The organism is Herbidospora solisilvae (assembly GCF_009901565.1).
In the GTDB taxonomy this organism is placed as follows: domain Bacteria; phylum Actinomycetota; class Actinomycetes; order Streptosporangiales; family Streptosporangiaceae; genus Herbidospora; species Herbidospora solisilvae.
The window spans coordinates 104942-122548 of record NZ_WXEW01000011.1 but is presented as its reverse complement, the minus strand read 5'-3'; the positions used below and the strand labels follow the sequence as shown (position 1 = coordinate 122548).

22 protein-coding genes are annotated in these 17607 nt (G+C 71.8%); 18 read left to right on the top strand and 4 right to left on the bottom strand.

Going from position 1 to position 17607, the window contains the following annotated elements; translation table 11 throughout:
- The first annotated feature begins 100 nt into the window (after nucleotides 1–100).
- On the top strand, nucleotides 101–382 hold the full coding sequence (locus GT755_RS33270; protein WP_161483544.1) for an SAV_915 family protein: 282 nt from the start codon (nucleotides 101–103) through the stop codon (nucleotides 380–382).
- 18 nt (nucleotides 383–400) lie between these two features.
- Here the strand turns inward: GT755_RS33270 and GT755_RS33265 are convergent, their stop codons facing one another.
- A complete protein-coding gene (locus GT755_RS33265; RefSeq protein ID WP_161483543.1) occupies nucleotides 401–940 on the bottom strand; it encodes a hypothetical protein in 540 nt (179 codons plus the stop codon).
- Nucleotides 941–994: 54 nt separating this feature from the next.
- Nucleotides 995–1828, bottom strand: coding sequence for an alpha/beta fold hydrolase (locus tag GT755_RS33260; RefSeq protein ID WP_161483542.1), 834 nt, complete (start codon nucleotides 1826–1828; stop codon nucleotides 995–997).
- A gap of 146 nt (nucleotides 1829–1974) precedes the next feature.
- On the opposite strand from GT755_RS33260, the gene GT755_RS33255 reads away from it, so the two are divergent.
- The 3 genes from GT755_RS33255 to GT755_RS33245 are packed head-to-tail and all read left to right on the top strand — an operon-like array spanning nucleotide 1975 to nucleotide 3303.
- Entirely contained in the window at nucleotides 1975–2253 is a 279-nt protein-coding gene (locus tag GT755_RS33255; RefSeq protein WP_161483541.1) for a sulfurtransferase TusA family protein, read from the top strand.
- Between the two features lie 57 nt (nucleotides 2254–2310).
- The gene (locus GT755_RS33250; RefSeq protein ID WP_161483540.1) at nucleotides 2311–2712 is read left to right on the top strand and encodes a cellulose binding domain-containing protein; all 402 of its coding nucleotides are present in this window, start codon (nucleotides 2311–2313) and stop codon (nucleotides 2710–2712) included.
- Between the two features lie 15 nt (nucleotides 2713–2727).
- The gene (locus GT755_RS33245; RefSeq protein ID WP_161483539.1) at nucleotides 2728–3303 is read left to right on the top strand and encodes a (2Fe-2S)-binding protein; all 576 of its coding nucleotides are present in this window, start codon (nucleotides 2728–2730) and stop codon (nucleotides 3301–3303) included.
- A 3-nt stretch (nucleotides 3304–3306) separates the two neighbouring features.
- Here the strand turns inward: GT755_RS33245 and GT755_RS33240 are convergent, their stop codons facing one another.
- The gene (locus tag GT755_RS33240) at nucleotides 3307–3690 is read right to left on the bottom strand and encodes a YdeI/OmpD-associated family protein (RefSeq protein ID WP_161483538.1); all 384 of its coding nucleotides are present in this window, start codon (nucleotides 3688–3690) and stop codon (nucleotides 3307–3309) included.
- A gap of 95 nt (nucleotides 3691–3785) precedes the next feature.
- Between GT755_RS33240 and GT755_RS33235 the strand changes: the two genes are divergently transcribed.
- The 7 genes from GT755_RS33235 (at nucleotide 3786) to GT755_RS33205 (ending at nucleotide 11619) form a co-directional block, all read left to right on the top strand.
- Complete coding sequence (locus GT755_RS33235) at nucleotides 3786–4589, top strand: ABC transporter ATP-binding protein (RefSeq protein WP_161483537.1); 804 nt, start codon at nucleotides 3786–3788, stop codon at nucleotides 4587–4589.
- A gap of 12 nt (nucleotides 4590–4601) precedes the next feature.
- Entirely contained in the window at nucleotides 4602–5588 is a 987-nt protein-coding gene (locus tag GT755_RS33230) for an ABC transporter substrate-binding protein (RefSeq protein ID WP_161483536.1), read from the top strand.
- Nucleotides 5589–5602: 14 nt separating this feature from the next.
- Nucleotides 5603–7705, top strand: a complete 2103-nt coding sequence (locus GT755_RS33225) for an iron ABC transporter permease (protein WP_161483535.1) — start codon at nucleotides 5603–5605, stop codon at nucleotides 7703–7705.
- Between the two features lies 1 nt (nucleotide 7706).
- Nucleotides 7707–8597 (top strand): siderophore-interacting protein, encoded by an 891-nt coding sequence (locus GT755_RS33220; protein ID WP_161483534.1) that lies wholly within the window; start codon nucleotides 7707–7709, stop codon nucleotides 8595–8597.
- Between the two features lie 39 nt (nucleotides 8598–8636).
- Nucleotides 8637–9428, top strand: coding sequence for an SDR family oxidoreductase (locus tag GT755_RS33215; protein ID WP_161483533.1), 792 nt, complete (start codon nucleotides 8637–8639; stop codon nucleotides 9426–9428).
- A gap of 229 nt (nucleotides 9429–9657) precedes the next feature.
- Nucleotides 9658–10197, top strand: coding sequence for a hypothetical protein (locus tag GT755_RS33210; protein ID WP_161483532.1), 540 nt, complete (start codon nucleotides 9658–9660; stop codon nucleotides 10195–10197).
- A gap of 33 nt (nucleotides 10198–10230) precedes the next feature.
- A complete protein-coding gene (locus GT755_RS33205; protein WP_161483531.1) occupies nucleotides 10231–11619 on the top strand; it encodes a PepSY-associated TM helix domain-containing protein in 1389 nt (462 codons plus the stop codon).
- Between the two features lie 3 nt (nucleotides 11620–11622).
- Here GT755_RS33205 and GT755_RS33200 read toward each other — a convergent pair whose 3' ends face one another.
- A complete protein-coding gene (locus tag GT755_RS33200) occupies nucleotides 11623–12519 on the bottom strand; it encodes a sulfite exporter TauE/SafE family protein (RefSeq protein ID WP_161483530.1) in 897 nt (298 codons plus the stop codon).
- Between the two features lie 155 nt (nucleotides 12520–12674).
- Here GT755_RS33200 and GT755_RS33195 point away from each other — a divergent pair, with 155 nt between their 5' ends.
- The 7 genes from GT755_RS33195 to GT755_RS33165 are packed head-to-tail and all read left to right on the top strand — an operon-like array spanning nucleotide 12675 to nucleotide 17591.
- Nucleotides 12675–13052 carry a hypothetical protein gene (locus tag GT755_RS33195; protein ID WP_161483529.1) on the top strand — a complete coding sequence of 126 codons (378 nt, stop codon included), beginning with the start codon at nucleotides 12675–12677 and terminating at the stop codon, nucleotides 13050–13052.
- A 36-nt stretch (nucleotides 13053–13088) separates the two neighbouring features.
- Complete coding sequence (locus GT755_RS33190) at nucleotides 13089–14003, top strand: SDR family NAD(P)-dependent oxidoreductase (RefSeq protein ID WP_161483528.1); 915 nt, start codon at nucleotides 13089–13091, stop codon at nucleotides 14001–14003.
- A gap of 13 nt (nucleotides 14004–14016) precedes the next feature.
- On the top strand, nucleotides 14017–14817 hold the full coding sequence (locus tag GT755_RS33185) for an isocitrate lyase/PEP mutase family protein (RefSeq protein WP_161483527.1): 801 nt from the start codon (nucleotides 14017–14019) through the stop codon (nucleotides 14815–14817).
- Nucleotides 14818–14827: 10 nt separating this feature from the next.
- Nucleotides 14828–15427 (top strand): molybdopterin-dependent oxidoreductase, encoded by a 600-nt coding sequence (locus tag GT755_RS33180; protein WP_161483526.1) that lies wholly within the window; start codon nucleotides 14828–14830, stop codon nucleotides 15425–15427.
- Nucleotides 15420–16142: a ferredoxin reductase gene (locus GT755_RS33175; RefSeq protein WP_161483525.1), complete on the top strand. Its 723-nt coding sequence runs from the start codon at nucleotides 15420–15422 to the stop codon at nucleotides 16140–16142. The genes GT755_RS33180 and GT755_RS33175 overlap by 8 nt, the downstream gene beginning before the upstream one ends.
- A gap of 3 nt (nucleotides 16143–16145) precedes the next feature.
- Nucleotides 16146–16415 (top strand): DUF6510 family protein, encoded by a 270-nt coding sequence (locus GT755_RS33170; protein ID WP_161483524.1) that lies wholly within the window; start codon nucleotides 16146–16148, stop codon nucleotides 16413–16415.
- Nucleotides 16416–16460: 45 nt separating this feature from the next.
- Complete coding sequence (locus tag GT755_RS33165; RefSeq protein ID WP_161483523.1) at nucleotides 16461–17591, top strand: amidohydrolase family protein; 1131 nt, start codon at nucleotides 16461–16463, stop codon at nucleotides 17589–17591.
- The last annotated feature ends 16 nt before the right edge of the window (nucleotides 17592–17607 follow it).

The window sequence follows — 17607 nt, the reverse complement described above, 5'->3', positions numbered from 1 at the left end:
GACGACTACGCGTCAAAAAGGCGTCAGCATCGGCGGCGCATCCGTCGGAACGCCGTAGGGAAACCCCCACGGCCTTTCTCCGCCCCCTAACGTCGATGCCGTGAACGTGGAAGGGAATACGACGATGGACGTGCCGCTATTCGTGCCGGTCCGGAAGACCGGCTGCGCCGACGCTCTCCGGGTGTTCCGCACCCCCGACGGAGCCCGCACGGCGGTGGCCTTCACCTCTCCGGTCCGGCTCGCCCTGGTGCTCGGCGCCGACCAGCCCTGGATCCGGCTCTGCGAACCGGCCCTGCGCTCCCTCCTCAGGGACATCGGCATCTCGGGCATCGTCCTGGACCCCCAGGCCGCCTCCACCCAACCGGCCCCCCACGCCGCGTAACCCCACAAGACCCGCCCCTCAGAGCGGGGTCTCGCTCGGGGCCAGGGTGAAGGTCACCTCGTAGTCGGCGTCGCCGGCCCTCATGCGGATCGTCTGGCGGGAGAACCCCTCTCGCGGGGTCAGCAGGACCGAGCCGCCCAGGATCAGGTCGTCGGGGTCGAAGTCGTCGATCTCCCACAGGTCGATGTAGGCGAGGCCGCCGTTGGCGGGAAACGCCGGGCGGTTCGGGGTGCCGCCGCCGTTCGTCTGGACCGGCATCCCCGGCGGGCAGGCCACGTTGTCGGGGCTGTAGCAGACACCGGTCCTGATGCCCACCGGCGGATACCACTCGTTGACCGGCCAGATCTGGACCGTACGGCTGAAGAGGGGCACGATCCCCGGCCCCTTGACCTTGAGTTTGATCTCGTCCCCGCCGCCCTCCTGGGTCGAGTGGGCGACGATCGAGTCGAGGATGATCCGCACGTAGGGGGCGGGGGCCGCGTGCGCCGGGGTCGCGGGTAAGACCGCGGACACGGCGAGGGCCGCCGCGGCGAGGCCTCTGAACAGGCGTGAGTTCATGAGGCCAAGCGTCGGGCGGCCCTCTTGTGCCCGTCTTGCGGGCGACTGCAGGCCCTAGCGCTCCAGGAAGTCGAGCAGTTCCTTGTTGACCTCGTCGGCGTGGGTCCAGCCGATGTTGTGCGGGCCGCCCTGGATGGTGACGAAGGTCAGGTCCTTGATCAGGCCGGGCAGCCGGGCGGCGGTGCTGGCGTAGGGCAGGATGCGGTCCTGGTCGCCGTGGACCAGCAGGACCGGCACGTCGATCTTCGGCAGGTCGTCGCGGAAGTCCTCCAGCCAGGCGTCGACGCACTTGTAGGCCGAGTAGGGGCTGCCCAGGCAGGCCGCGATGAAGCAGTTCTGGTAGGCCTCCCTGCTGATGCGGGTGCCCTCGTACATGTCGACGTTGAAGAAGTCGTCCAGGAACTTCCTGAAGTAGGCGGGGCGGTCGTGCGCGACGGCTTCCTTGATGGCGTCGAAGACGGACTTGTCGACGCCCTCGGGGTTGTCGGCGGTCTTGAGCAGGAACGGCGGGATGGCGCCCAGCAGGACCGCGCGGCGGATCCGGCCGTTGCCGTATTTCGCCAGGTAGCGGGTGACCTCGCCGGTGCCCATCGAGAAGCCGGCCAGGTCGACCTCGGGCAGGTCGAGGTGGTCGAGCAGGATCTTGAGGTCGTGGGCGTAGGTGTCGTAGTCGTGGCCCTGGGTCGGCTGGCTGGACTTGCCCCAGCCGCGCCGGTCGTAGGTGATGACCCGGAAGCCGGCGTCGAGCAGCACCCGCTGCTGCTTCTCCCAGGACGCGCCGTTGAGCGGATAGCCGTGGATCAGCACGACGGGCCGCCCGGAGCCGTGGTCTTCGTAGTGGATGTCGATCGTGTCGCTGTTCTCCCGGCCGACGGTGACCTTGCCCATATCGTTCCCCCTGACATCGACTGGACCCGGGCCACGCTAGCAATACGGCATTTGTTACGTTTTGCCGCTGAAAATCCCGTTCATGTACGGACTAAGGCGTGATCCCGGCGCCCCATCCCTTGACCTGGTTGGGGGAGACTTGTCCCATGGCCAACGAACCGGTGGTGCTCGACGGCGGCGATCGGCGCTGCGTGCTGCTCCTGATCGAGCTGCGCGGGCTCGTCGACTCGCTCGACCCCGGCACGGTCGTCCACCTCCGCGCCACCGACCCGGCCGCGCCCATCGACCTCCCGGCGTGGTGCCATCTGACCGGCCACGACTACCTCGGCGTGGTCGGCGACCACGTCTACGCCGTCCGGGTCGCGGGCGCCAGCACGCCGACCCAGCCCGACCGGCCCTGGCACGTGAAAGATTCATCGCGCTGAGCTGCGCCGACGCGCCGTTTCGTTGACCGGGAACGGTCCTCGCCGGACCATCCGCGCATGAGGATCCTGACCGCCCTCGCCGTCGCCGCAGCCCTCGTGCTCGGCTTCTCCCTTCCCGCCCGCGCGATGTCGTACGCCTGCGACGTCACCTACGACAGCACCGTCTGGACCGGCGGCTTCGTCGCGTCCATCACCGTCGAGAACACCGGCACGTCCACCTTCTCCCCCTGGCTGCTGCAGATCGTCTTCGCCGGAGACGAGACGATGAGCTCGGGCTGGGCGGCCACGTGGACCCAGACTCCCCCGAGCCTCCAGGCGGCCAACCCCGTCTGGGCGCCGTCGATCGCGCCGGGCACCACCTCGGCGTCCATCGGCTTCGTGGCGACGTTCACGGGGACCTACACGAACCCGACCGGCATCACGCTCAACGGGGTGCCCTGCACCGTCACCTACATCTGATCGATAATCGGCCGAATGACGACCATCGAGGCCGCCGTCGCCGACGTGGCCGGGGTGAACACGTTCTTCGCGCTCGGCGTCGGCGGCGGGGTCCCGCTCGTGGAGCGGCTGGCCGACGACGCCGTCATCGACGCGACGGCGAAGCGGCTGCTCACCCTCGACCGCAGGGTGGCGGCGTCCATCCTGTTCCAGGGGGCGCTGGCGCGGTTGTGGTCTCCGTACGTCGGCCTCCGGGCCGCCCACGGCATCTCGATCGACCTGGCCGACGCGCGCTGGGACGGCGACGGGGTGCGGGTGCCGGAGCTGCGCGAGGGGCCGAGGTTCGCCCTCGAACCGTTGGTGGCGGCGCTGCCGTGGGTGTCGCCCAAGGTCCTCTACGGCAACGCGGCCTCGGCGCTGACGGGAGCGGTGGGCGCGTTCTGCCGGGCCCGGCCGGGGCACGCCGCGCGGGCCGAGGCGCTGGGGCGCGAATACCTGAACGAGAGACCGCTGACCGGCACGCTCGACCGGCGGGAAATCCGCCGGTCGTGCTGCCTGCACTACCGGGTGGGCGGCATCTGCGGCGACTGCGTGCTCACCGCCGTCCGGTGAAGATCAGCCCTTGGTGCCCGACCAGCGGCCGTCGGCCTTGGCCTGGTCGACCTGGGCCTGCCCGGCGGGGCGCATCCGGCCCTCGTCGATGAGCCGCTGCGCCAGGTCGCTGTTGCGGGGCGACCACTTGGAGGTCTTCTTCCTCGGCTGGTAGCGGAGGATGTAGTAGTCGTCGTCGTAGCGGTACATCTTCGAGTCGACCCAGCCGTAGCAGGCCGAGGTCTCCAGGGCCTCCTCGAAGGTGATCGTCGGGATCCCGCGCCCCTTCTTCGCGAACTTCAGCCACAGGCCGGGCTCGTGGGCGTGGTTCTTCTCCAGCCAGTCTTCGAACGCCTCGGCGGAGGCGAACGGGATGATCGGAAATCCGTCGGACTCGTGGCGCTCCATGGCGGGGAGTCTGCCACCAGGGGTGGCGATCTAACGGGGGTGTCCTTTTTACCCGATATTGAAGGTTGGCGAAGGTTAGCCTAACCTAAGTCCACGTGACCGAAACTCTCGCGTTGCGCGGCTCCGGCCTGTCCCTCGCTTACCAAGGCGCCCCCGTCGTCCACGACGCCGGGATCGTGCTGCGCCCCGGCCGGGTGACCGCACTCGTCGGCCCCAACGGCAGCGGCAAGTCGACCCTGCTGCGCGCGCTGGCCCGTCTCCACGAGCCCGTTTCCGGTTCCGTACGGCTCGGCGACGACACCTCGGCCTTCGACCTGGCCCCCCGCGAGTTCGCCAGAAAGGTGACGCTGCTGTCCCAGTCCCGGCCGACGCCCTCGGGCGTGCTGGTGCGGGACGTGGTGGCGTACGGCCGCCACCCCCACCGGGGACGCTGGCGGGCCGGCGACGCCGAGGGCGCGGCGGCGGTGGCGCGGGCGATGGACCTGACCGGGACGACCACCATGGCCGACCGTCCCGCCGACGAACTGTCCGGCGGCGAACTCCAGCGCGTCTGGCTGGCCACCTGCCTGGCCCAGCAGACCGGCGTGCTGCTGCTGGACGAGCCCACGACCTTCCTCGACCTGCGCTACCAGGTCGAACTGCTCGACCTGGTGCGCGATCTGGCCGACCACCACGACGTCGCCGTCGGCGTCGTGCTGCACGACCTCGACCAGGCCGCCGCCGTCGCCGACGAGGTCGTGCTGCTGCACGGCGGCCGGATCAGGGCCGTCGGCTCCCCCTCCGAGGTCCTCACCGAGTCGCTGCTGACCGAGGCCTACGGCATCCGGGTCGAGGTGACCCACGACGGCGCGACGATCCGGACCCGTCCGGTCGGCCGTCATTCGAAAAGCACCATTTAAGGAAGACGTTCAATGAAGCCCCTGCGCACCGCGCTCCTCATCGCCGCCGTCCTGGGATTGGGCGCGTGCGGCACGACCGAGCCCGCCGCAGCCCCCGCCACCACGCCCGCCGCCTCCGGGAGCGCGGGCCAGGCGATCACCCTCACCGACGCCCTCGGCCGCGAGGTCAAGCTCGCCGAACCCGCCACCCGCGTGGTCGGCCTGGAGTGGGGCGAGGTCGAGATGCTCGTCGGCCTCGGCGTGATGCCGGTCGGCGCGGCCGACGTCAAGGGATACGCCACCTGGGTCACCGCCGCGCCGCTCGACCCGTCGGTCAAGGACGTCGGCACCCGCGGCGAGCCGAGCGTCGACTCCATCGTGGCCCTGCAGCCCGACCTGATCGTGATGGAGGCCGCGGCCAACAGCCCGCTGGTGGCGCAGCTGGAGAAGTTCGTCCCGGTGCTGGTGCCCAAGGGCTCGTCGGCCACCGACAACCTGGGCCGCATGCGCGCCGACCTGAAGATGATCGCGACCGCCGTCGGCAAGGAGGCCGAGGCCGACCGGCTGCTCGCCGACATGGACACCAGGCTCGCCGGCGCCAAGTCGGCCATCGAGGCCGCCGGGCACGCCGGCAGCTCGTTCGCCATGGCCGACGGCTGGTCCGAGGGCGGCAGCGTGTCGATCCGGCTGTTCGGCAAGGGCGCCCTGGTCACCGAGACCGCCGAGGCCATCGGCCTGCGCAACGCCTGGACGGGCGACGTCGACCCCGACTGGGGCCTGGGCACCACCGACGTCGAGGGCCTGTCCCCGCTCAAGGACGAGAAGATCCGCTTCTTCTACAACGCCAGCGACGGCGCCGACGTCTTCGCCGACGACCTCAAGGACAACGCCATCTGGACCTCCCTGCCGTTCGTCAAGAGCGGCCAGGTCACCAAGTTGCCCGACGGCATCTGGACGTTCGGCGGCCCTCTGTCGGTGGCCCAGTACGCCGACGCGCTCGTGAAGGCCTACACGGCTTGAGCCCCGATCCACGGATGACGACGCCGGAGGTCGCGGACCCTGTGGGCGACGCGGGGCTTCCGGCGGCCTCCGCGCGCCCGCGCGGGCCCCTGCGCGGGGGCGTCGCGGGGGTCGTGCTGATCACCGTCGCCGCGATCATGGTGGTGGCGGCGGTGCACCTCACCCAGGGCACCTCCTCGGTCGGCCTGTTCGACCTGCTGAACACCAGCGACGAGGCCATGCGTGTGCTGCTGGCCTCCCGGCTGCCGCGCCTGCTCGCCGCCGTCGCGGTCGGGCTGGCGCTCGGCGCGTCGGGGGCGCTGCTCCAGTCGATCTCGCGCAACCCGCTCGCCTCCCCCGACACCCTGGCGGTCTCCTCCGGCGCCTACCTCGCCGTAGTGGCCGCCGCCGCGCTGGGCGTCAACCTCCCGACCCTGCCGTCGGGCGGGCTGGCCTTCCTCGGCGGCCTGGCGGCGGCCGGGCTGGTCATGGCCGTGTCGGCGGGCGGGCGCAGCGGCACCACCCGGCTGATCCTGGCCGGGTCGGCGGCGGCGCTCGCGTTCACGGCGCTGACGAACCTGATGATGATCCTGTTCCAGCAGGAGACGACCGGCCTGTACGCCTGGGGTTCGGGCGCGCTGACGCAGAAGGACCTGTCGGTCGTGACGCAGGTCGGGCCGGTCATCGTGCTCGCGCTGGCCGCCGGGGTGCTGCTCGGGCCCCGGCTCGACGTGCTCGGGCTCGGCGACGAGGGCGCGACCGTGCTCGGCGTGAACGTGCGCCGGTTGCGGTTCTGGGTGACCCTGCTCGCCGTGCTGCTGGCCACGTCGGCCGTCGTGATCGCCGGCCCGGTCGGGTTCGTCGGGCTCTGCGCGCCGGTGGTCGTGCGGCTGGCCGGGCGGTGGTTGCCCGGCCTGCTGGCGCACCGGCTCCTGGTCCCGCTCTCCGGCCTGGCCGGGGTGCTGGTGGTGCTGGCCGCCGACGTGTCGCTGCGGGCACTGTTCGGCGGCCAGTCGGGGGTCGACGTGCCGCCCGGCGTGGTGACGGCGCTGCTCGGCGCCGCGGTCATGGTCTACCTGGCCCGGCGGCACCGCGACGGCGGACCGGCCCGCCGCCCGCCGGGCATCCGGGCCGCCGCCCACCGGTCGCGCGCCGTCTTCACCCTCTTCCTGGCCGGCGGTACGGCCCTGCTCGCCGGGGCCGTCGTGCTCGGCATGCTCCTCGGCGACACCTTCCTGCGGACCGGCGACGTCGGCCTGTGGTTGCAGGGACGCACGAACCTGGGCATCACGTTCGTGCTCGACCAGCGGTATCCCCGCGTCCTGGCGGCGGTGCTGGCCGGGGCCGCGCTCGCGGTGGCCGGCACGATCATCCAGGCGGTCTGCCGCAACCCGCTGGCGGAGCCGAGCGTGCTGGGCATCACCTCGGGCGCCGGGGTCGGCGCGATCGCGATCATCTCGTTCGCCCCGGCGGCCGGGCTCTGGGCCGTCACCGGCGCGGCCGGGCTGGGCGCGCTCGTGGCGTTCGCGCTGGTCTACGGCCTGGCGTGGAAGGGCGGCCTGAGCTCCGACCGGCTGGTGCTGATGGGCTTCGCGGTCGCCTCGGCCGGCACGGCGCTCACCGTGCTGATCATCGTGGAGACCGACCCGTGGAACACCGCCACGGCGCTGACGTGGTTGTCCGGGTCCACCTACGGCCGTACCCCGCTGCAACTGCTGCCGGTGGCGATCGCGCTGGCGGTCGTGGTGCCGCTGGTGGTCGCGCAGCGCAGGGAGCTCGACCTGCTCTCGCTCGACGAGCACACCCCGCGCATCCTGGGGGTGCCGGTGGAACCGGCCCGCCTCACCGCCCTGGCGGGCGCGGTGCTGCTGACCGCGACCGCCGTCTCGGCGATCGGCGTGGTCGGCTTCGTCGGGCTCGTCGCCCCGCACGCCGCCCGCGCCCTCGTGGGCGGCGCGCACACCCGGGTCCTGCCGGTCGCGGCCCTGCTGGGCGCGCTGCTGGTCAGCCTCGCCGACACCCTGGGCCGGACGGTCATCGCGCCCGCCCAGATTCCCGCCGGACTGGTCACCGCCATGCTCGGCACACCGTATTTCGTCTGGCTGCTGTGGCGGTCACGAGCGGGACAGGAGTCCTGACATGCACGACCCGTGGCACGTCTTCCAGGTGCGCGTCCGCCGTGTCGAACGGCTGAGCCCGGCCTTCCTGCGCGTCACCTTCACCGGCGACGACCTGGAACACTTCGCCGACCCCGGCTACGACCAGCGCATCAAGCTGGTCGTCCCGATCCCCGAGTACGGCACCCTGCTGTTCCCCGACGGCCCCGACTGGTACGCCCGCTACCGCGCCCTCCCCGACGAGCAGAAGAACCCGATCCGGACCTACACCGTCCGCGCCGTCCGCCCCTCGGTGGCGGAGGTCGACGTGGACATCGTCCTGCACCCCGACGACGGCCACCTGGGCCCGGCCGCCCGCTGGGCCGCGAACGTCCAGGAGGACGACCGCTGCGCCCTGTGGGGCCCCGACTCCCGGCACGGCGGCCCCTACGGCGGACTGGAGTTCAGGCTGCCCGCCGACGGGGGCGACCTGCTGCTCGCGGGCGACGAGACGGCGGTCCCGGCCATCACCCGCATCCTGGAGCAGCTCCCCGCGCACATCACCGGGGAGGCGCTGATGGAGGTGCCGGAGACGGCGGACGTACAGAAGGAGACCGCGCCCGCCGGGATGCGGGTCACCTGGCTCCCCCGGAACGGCGCCGTGCACGGCTCCCTGCTGATCGACGAGGTGCGGGCCGCGGCGGCCCGGCTGATCCCGCCGGCCGCCCCCGCGCAGGTCGAGGACGTCGACGTCGACGAGGACATCCTGTGGGAGATCCCCGAGGCGCCCCCGGCGGCCTGCTACGTGTGGCTGGCCGGGGAGGCCGCCGTGGTCAAGACGCTGCGCCGGCACCTGGTCGGCGAACGCGGCCTCGACCGGAAGGCGGTGGCGTTCATGGGCTACTGGCGCAAGGGCCGGGCCGAGTCGATTTGAGGATATGATCTGACCTCATGGCTTCCTAGGGTCGCCGGCATGACACGCATCCTGGTGACGGGCGCCACCGGCAACATCGGCCGCCCCCTGGTGAACCGGCTCCTCGCCGAGGGCCACGAGGTCGTCGCCCTCACCCGCGACCCCGCACGGGCGGCGCTCCCGGAGGGGGTGGAGGTCGTTCAGGGCGACCTGTCGAACCCGTCGGGCCTCTTCGACGACGTGACGGCCGCCCACCTCCTCACCTTCGCGGGCGACCCGGCGGCCATCGCCGAGGCGGCCCGCGGCCTGACCCGGGTGACCCTCCTGCTCGGCTCCCTGACGGTCGATCCGCTGCACCAGGCCCTCCGCGCCGCGGGCCTGCGCCCGACCGGCCTGGCCCCGGTCGAGTTCATGTCGAACGTCCTGGAATGGGCTGGGTCGATCAGGACGGAGGGCATCGTCCGCGACGGCTTCGCCACCATGCCGAGCTCGATGATCCACGAGTCGGACATCGCCGCCGTCGCCGCCCGAGCCCTGACGGAGGACGGCCACGGGGACAAGGAGTACTGGCTCACCGGCCCGGAGGCGCTGACCGCCCCGGAGAAGGTGGCGGTGTTGTCGAAGGTCCTGAACCGGGAGATCCGCTTCGAGGAGCTCACCACCGACCAGATGGTCGAGACCTGGCGGTCGTGGGGCTTCGGCGAGGAGGACGTCGCCTTCATGCTCCAGGTCCGCACCGACCCCCCGATCCAGGGACGGACGGTGCTGCCGACGGTGGAGCAGGTCACGGGCCGCCCGGCCCGCACCTTCGCCGACTGGGTACACGAGCACGCCGCGGCCTTCGCCCCCTGACGGTGAAGGTTTCATCGACCAGCGGCGACGTGGGCGAACCTCGCGAGCGGCGGCGCTCGCCCCGATGACCGGCGACCGGGACCTCGGCGGGAGGCTTCTCCGCCGAGGTCCACGAGAACGGCCGTGGACGACGATCTGATGATCGAACGGCCGGGGTGGCTGTCGCGTATCTGCGGGTGTGAGCGTTTGGGGCCTTGCCTCTCTGATCGTTTCTGGGAGCATTGCGGTCGTGGACATCGGCGGGCCCGGATTACGCGTCGCACGCGCGGCGCTGTTCGCCGTCGTGTGCGTGCTCGCGTCCCTCGCCATGCACCTGCTCGCCGGGGGCTCCCCGGTCCGGCTGCCGCTCGTCGGCGCGGCCGCCTTCGCGACCGGCTGCGTCGGGTTCGCGCTGGCCCGCCGCCGCCTGTCCGGGCCGGTCCTGCTCGGGTTCTGCTTCCTGTTCCAGTACGGCATGCACCACCTGTTCGCCCTGGGAGCCGTGACCCCGCCGGCCGACCACCACACCGGCGGCGCGGCGGCCACGCTCGGCATGGCCCTCGCCCACGGCGTGGTGGCGGTGCTGTCGGCGGCCTGGCTGGCACGCGGCGAGAACGCCGTCGCGGAGTTGCTGCACCTTCTGGTGGCGCGGCTCCTCGTACTCGTGCGGCCCAGGATCCCGGCCGTCGGGGTCGTGCGGTTCCGGGGCGCGGCGGAGGCCGTCCCGGACGAGCGGTTCCTCACCTCCGTGCTCCGGCGGAGAGGTCCACCGGTTCAGCCCGCCCGCTGAACCCCTCGACCTCTCACTTCCGGAGAAAAAACGATGACCTCGATCGACGTGCGTCCGACGACGCCCGAAACCGACCCCAAATCGTCAACACACAACTACCGCCTGTTGTGGCGGTGGCACTTCTACGCCGGGGTGTTCGTCGCCCCGATCCTGTTCGTGATGGCCGTGACCGGGTCCATCTACCTGTTCAAGCAGCCGTTCGAGGCCTGGTCGCAGCGGGACGTGCGCGAGGTGGCCGCCGTCGCGAACCCGGTGCCGCTGGCCGACCAGGTCGCGGCGGCCCAGGCCGTCAAACCGGGCGTCGACATCAGGGCGGTGATCCCGCCCTCGGGGCCCGACCGCTCCACGCGGATCATCTTCCAGGGCGCCGACCCGGGGCCGTTCGCCGACGGGATCTCCGTGTACGTCAACCCCGGCGACGGCCAGGTCCTGGGTGTGGTCGACGACGCCGGCACCTTCATGGCGACGGTCCGCAAGATCCATGGCGAGCTGATGGCCGGGGTCGCCGGCGACCGGATCGTCGAGACGGCCGCGTGCTGGTCGCTGATCCTGATCGCGACCGGCACCTGCATGTGGTGGACGACCAGGAGACGCGCCGCCCCCAAGAAGAGGACCCGCGCCTCGCTGCGCCGCCTGCACATGTGGACCGGCGTCGGCGCCGGGGTGGCGATCGTGTTCCTGGTGTTGTCGGGGCTGCCCTGGTCGGGCTTCTGGGGCGACTACGTGAACAAGGCCCAGGCCTACTTCGACTCCGGCTACCCCGAGGTGACCTCGACCTCCACGGTCAGCGGCGACCTGTCGCACCACCCCGACGCGAAGGTGCCGTGGGCGGCGACCAACCTGCCCGTGCCGGAGTCGGAGGCGCACCACGGCGGGGGCGGGGGCGTGCTGCAGCCGGGCGCGATCGCGCTGGAGGCGGCGCTGGCGGCGGCCCGCCCGGCGATCCGGAACTGCCCGCCCGGCGAGTGTGACCTGAAGATGCTGCTGCCCGCCGAGCCGACCGGCGTCTACACCGTGGTCACCGACCACTACCGCGACCCGTCGGCCGGGCAGACTCTGCACGTCGACCAGTACAGCGGGAAGATCCTCACCGACTACGGCTGGAACGAGTACGGCGTGCTGGCCAAGACCGTCGAACTGGGCATCGCGATCCACGAGGGCCGCCGCTACGGGATCGTGAACCTGCTGGTGATGCTCGGGGCGTGCCTGGCGCTGATCGGGCTGATCGTGACCGGGGTCTGGATGTGGTGGAAGCGGCGTCCGAAGGGCTCGGTCGGCGCCCCCCGGCGTCCGGCGAACGGGCGCACCACCTGGGGCGTGGTGGCCCTGCTCGCCGTGCTCGGACTTCTGTTCCCGCTGGCCGGGCTGACGATGGTCGTGATGCTGGTGATCGACCGCGTCGTCCAGAAGGTGACCGCGTAGGGGTTACGCCGCCGGGGTCAGTTCGGCCTCGGCGGCCTTCGTCTTCCGGTGCTCGCCGACCGAGTAGACGATCGAAGCCACCCAGACGAGGGCGAGGACGACGTACACGACCGTCTGGACCGGGGCCGAGGCGGCGATCCACTCACTGCGCAGGAGCGTGCGCACGTTGGTGATGATGATCAGGCCGCCGACGGCGGAGCCGAGGATGCGCGGCGGCACGTGCCGCACCAGCCAGGCGGCGATCGGCGCGGCGATGACGCCGCCGAGGAGCAGCACGCCGACCCAGGCGAAGTCGATGTTCTGGGAGCCGAGGCCGAACAGGAAGCCGAGCGAGGCGGCGATGGCGACGAGGAACTCGCTGGCGTCGATGGAGCCGATGACCTTGCGCGGCTCCATCCGGCCGCTGGCCAGGATCGCCGGGGTGCCGACCGGCCCCCAGCCGCCGCCTCCGGTTGCGTCGACGAACCCGGCGAACAGCCCGAGCGGGGCCAGGAACCGCTTGCGCATCGGCTTGCCGAGTTGCCCCTTGGGCAGGCCGAAGGCGGTGAAGCGGATCAGGATGTAGAGGCCGAGCGTGAGCAGGATCAGCGACATGAGCGGAGCGCCCGACTCGGTGGAGAGGCTCGACAGGAAGGTCGCGCCCGCGAAGGCGCCGATTGCGCCCGGGATGCCGATCTTCGCGACGACCTTCCAGTCGATGTTGTTGAACCGCCAGTGCGCGACGCCCGAGGCGAGGGTCGTGCCGATCTCGGCCAGGTGGACCGTCGCGGACGCGGCGGCGGCATTGGTGCCGACGGCCAGCAACAGGGTCGTCGAGGTGACGCCGTATGCCATGCCGAGGCTGCCGTCCACGAGTTGGGCCGCGAACCCGACGAGCCCGAGCAAGATCAGTGACCGCACGGCGTCTCCCTTCGATTCCTACTTTGCCCCTAGGTTAAATGATGAGCTTTCTGCGATGAAACTGCCGTTCTGTGCCATCTGCATAAGGCCAGGTAGAGGTAAGGGTCTCGCCACTCGGCCGGCTCGCGGTCCGGCGCCTTCCTAATGTCGGCCGTGTGAACGCATTGACGAGCGGAGACCTCGCCCTCGGCGCGGCGGTCGGGGTCGGCGGGCTGGGCCTGAGCATGGTGGGCCTGTGGGTGAACCGGCGCGGCCTCGACGAGCCGGGCCCGCCACCGGTGGCGTGGCGGATCGCCCGGGTGCGCGGCACCCAGTCGCTCTGCTGGCTGACCAACACCGGCACCGACCGCGCCCTGTCGGTGACGGCCGACTGGCGCAAGGCCGGCCCCGGCCTCGGCGACCTGCCCGTGCGGGTGGCGATCGGGCCCGGGTCGAGCTGGCAGTTCCTGCTGCGCCCAGCGGCCCGGCACCCCTCGGTGCTCTGGCTGACCTGGGAGGGGCAGCCGGTACCGGTGGCCGTGCCCCTGCCTTGACCGGACGTTGACGGCGCGCTCGCTAGTTTCGGAGTTATGACCGTTAAAACGCCTTTTGGGGCTGATTCCACGGCGAGTGAGGTCATCGAAGGCATCGACCTCGGCGGCAAGCGCGCCATCGTCACCGGCGCCAACTCCGGCATCGGCCTGGAGACCGCGCGAGTCCTGGCCGACGCGGGCGCCGAGGTCATGCTCGCGGTCCGCAACGTCGACGCCGGCATCCGCGCCGCCGACGAGATCGGCGGCAAGGTCGCCATCGCCCACCTGGACCTCTCCGACCAGACCTCGGTGCGCGACTTCGTCGCCGGGTGGGCCGGGCCCCTCGACATCCTGGTGAACAACGCCGGCATCTCGGCGATCCCGCTGACCCGGACCCCCGAGGGGTGGGAGCTGCAGTTCGCCACCAACCACCTCGGCCACTTCACGCTGACCACGGGCCTGCACGAGGCGCTGGCCATGCGCCCGGGGGCGCGGGTGGTGGTGCTGAGCTCGGTGGCGAACCTGCGGTCGCCGGTCGTCTTCGACGACATCCACTACCTGCGCCGCGAGTACGACCCGATGGAGGCCTACGGCCAGTCGAAGACCGCCAACGCGCTGTTCGCGGTCGGGGCGGCCGGGCGCTGGGCGGGCGACGGGATCATGGTGAACGCGGTGATGCCCGGGGTGATCCGCACCGGCATCCAGCGCTACTTCACCGAAGAGGGCTTCCAGAACCTGCTGGACAACACCGGCCGCCCGGAGGGCAAGACCATCCCGCAGGGCGCCGCGACCAGCGTCCTGGTGGCGACCTCGCCGCTGCTCGACGGCGTCACCGGCCGCTACTTCGAGGACTGCAACGAGGCCGAGCCCTATCCGGGCACCGGCCCGAGGCGGGGCTACGCGCCCTACGCGGTCGACCCGGAGCTGGCCATGCGGCTCTGGTACGTCTCCCAAGAGATGCTGCAAACCTGATCTACTGAGCCATATGTCCTCTCTCACCGACAAAGCACGTGTCTTCCGGTCGCTGCACGTCCCCGGCGACCCGCTGCTGCTGCCCAACGCCTGGGACGTGGCCAGCGCCCTGCTGACCGAGGCGGCGGGGGCCAAGGCGGTCGCCACCACCAGCGCGGGGGTGGCGTGGAGCCTGGGCGTGCCCGACGGCGACCACCTGGGCCGCGACCGCGCCGCCGAGGCGGTCAGGCGGGTCACCGAGGTGGTCGGGGTGCCGGTCACCGCCGACATCGAGGGCGGCTTCGGCGACACCCCCGACGAGGTGGCCGTGACGGTCACCCGGATCCTCGAAGCGGGCGCCGTCGGCGTCAACATCGAGGACGGCCCCCGCAGCCTCGCCGACCAGTCGGCCCGGCTGGCCGCCGCCCGGCGGAGCGCCGACGACTTCGGGGTCCCGCTCTACATCAACGCCCGCATCGACACCTACCTCCGGGGCGGCGACGACCTGGCCGACGTCCTGCGGCGGGCCTCGGCCTTCCTTGAGGCGGGCGCGACGGGGATCTTCGTCCCGGGAATCCACGACCCCGCCCTGGCGGCGCAGCTCGTCAAGGAGCTCGACGCGCCGGTGAACATGCTGCTCGGGCCGGGCGCGCCGCCGGTCAGGGCGTTCGCCGACGCCGGGGTGGCCCGGATCAGCCTGGGTTCCTCGGTCGCCTCCGCCGCCTACGCCGTGGCCCAGGCCGCGACCAGGGAGCTGCTCGGCGAGGGAACGTACACCTCGATCGCCGAGGGTCTCCCCTACGGCGAGCTCAACAACCTGCTGCAAAAGGGGTAGGACGCCAGTTATGGGGATCATTTCGCGCGCCTTCCAGGGCCGCCCGAGAGACCACGACGAGAAGCTTCCACCGGGGCAGTACCTGGTCCACGACTTCCCGGTGCTGTCGGCCGGGCCCACTCCGCGGGTGCCGCTCGACCGGTGGGAGTTCGCCATCGACACCCCCGAGGGCGAGGTGCACCGCTGGTCGTGGGAGGAGTTCCAGGCCCTGCCGCAGGAGACCCCGACCGTCGACCTGCACTGCGTGACCAAGTGGTCGAAGTTCGGCACCGAGTGGAAGGGCGTCAGCCTCGACGTCCTGATGGAGGACGTCGAGTCGGCCGCCGAGTACGCCCTGGCCTACAGCTACGGCGGCTACACGACCAACCTGCCGCTGGAGGACCTGCTCGACGGCAAGGCCTGGATCGTGCACGAGTTCGACGGCGAGGAGCTGGCCCCGGCCCACGGCGGCCCGGCCCGGTTGCTGGTGCCCCACCTCTACCTGTGGAAGTCGGCCAAGTGGGTCAAGGGCATCCGGCTGCTGAACGACGACTGGCCGGGCTTCTGGGAGACGGCGGGCTACCACAACTACGGCGACCCGTGGCGCGAGCAGCGCTACCAGGGTGATTAAGCGGCTGACCTGGCGGGTGGCGACGGTCACCGAGATCCGCCAGGAGACCCCGACGGCCCGGACGCTGGTCTTCGACGTGCCCGGCTGGCCCGGCCACCTGCCCGGCCAGCACGTCGACGTGAAGCTCACCGCCGACGACGGCTACAGCGCCCAGCGCAGCTACTCGATCGCCAACGGCGACGACGGCGAGCGCGTCGAGCTCACCGTCCAGCAGGTAGGCGACGGCGAGGTGTCGCCCTACCTGACCGAGGTGCTGGAGGTGGGCGACCAGATCGAGCTGCGCGGCCCGGTCGGCGGCTGGTTCGTGTGGCGTCCGCACTCCTCCCCGCCGGTGCTGCTGATCGGCGGCGGGTCGGGCATCGTGCCGCTGATGGCGATGATCCGCTCGCGCGGGAAGTCCGACACGCCGTTCCGGCTGCTCTACTCGCTGCGCGACCCCGGTCAGCTCTACTACGCGGGCGAGCTGGAGAAGGTGATGGCGGGGGTCGAGGTCGCCTACCTCTACACCCGGACCGCGCCGCCCGACGCGGGCCGTGCCCCCGGCAGGATCCGGGCGGCCGACCTGGTCGCCTACGGCTGGCCGCCGGAGACCGCCCCCGACGTCTTCGTCTGCGGGCCGACGGGCTTCGTCGAGGCCGCCGCCGACCTGCTGACCGAGCTGGGCCACGACCCGGCGAAGATCAAGACTGAGCGTTTCGGACCCACCGGAGGCTGACCCATGGACCAGCTCGACTACCAGGACGGCAACGCCCTCGCCGGGCCGCTGAGCGAGATCTTCACCCTCGACGTCACCACGGCCCACGGCACCTGCGCGGGCTGCGGCCGGCGTGGGGTGCTGGCCGAACTGCGCGTCTACGGGCCCGAACCCGGTCTGGTCGCCCGCTGCCCGGGGTGCGAGGAGGTCGTGCTGACCCTCGTGCGCGGGCCCAAGGACGCCTGGCTCGACCTGCGCGGCTCGGTCTCGCTGAGGATTCCCATCGCTGAGTAGGCCCCTACTCACGCGCCGGTCCGGAAACAGGCGCATATTCGGGTCATGCTCATCATTCGCGCGCGACGCGTGTTCGACGGCAGGGACCTGACCGCCAAACGGGCCGTCGTCGTCTCCGGCGGCAAGATCGTCGACCTGCTCGACGACGCGCCGGAGCACGGCGACGTCCGCGACCTGGGCGACGTCACCTTGCTGCCCGGTCTCGTCGACACCCACGTCCACCTGGCCTTCGACGCCTCCCCCGACCCGGTGGGAGGGCTCGACCGCGAGGGCCTGTACGACCGGATGCGCGCCCACGCCCGCCGGCACCTGGCCGCCGGGGTCACCACGGTCCGCGACCTGGGCGACCGCGGCTACCTGGCCCTCCGGCTGGCCGGGGAGATGACCGACGGGCCGGAGATCCTCAGCGCCGGCGCCCCGATCACCTCGGTGAAGGGACACTGCTGGTTCCTCGGGGGCGAGGCCGAGGGGGTCGAGGGGGTGCGGGCGGCCGTACGGGAGAGGGCCGAGAAGGGCGCGCACGCGATCAAGATGATGATCACGGGCGGCGAGATGACCCCCGGCACCCACTCCCACCTCAACCAGTTCTCCCAGGCGGAGATCGACGCGGCGGCCGACGAGGCCCGCCGCCACGGGTTACCGATCGCCGGGCACGCCCACGGCGGGCCGGGCATCGCGGCGGCGGTCGCCGCCGGATTCGACTCGGTCGAGCACGTCACCTTCCTCACCGCCGACGGCGTCGCGCCCGACCCCGAGATCATGGCGGCCATGGCCGCGAACGGCGTCGCCGCCTCGCTGACCGTCGGCCTCACGCCCGGAGTGGTCCCGCCGCCGAGGATCGCCGCGCTGCTGCCGAAACTGAACGAGGGCCTGCGCCGCCTCCGCGCCTCGGGCGTCACCATCGTCGGCGGCAGCGACGCGGGCATCGGCCCGCCCAAGCCCCACGGCATCCTCACCCACGGCGGCGAGATGCTGACCACGGCCGGGATGACGCCGGTGGAGATCCTGCGCGCCCTCACCTCCGACGCGGCCACGTTGTGCCGGGTCGGGAACCGGAAGGGGCGGATCGCGCCGGGCTTCGACGCCGACCTCCTGGCGGTGCGCGGCGACCCCACGACGGATCACACCGCGTTACGCGAAACCGCCGCCGTGTTCCGGAACGGCTCATCACTCTGAGTGTCTGCCGATGTCC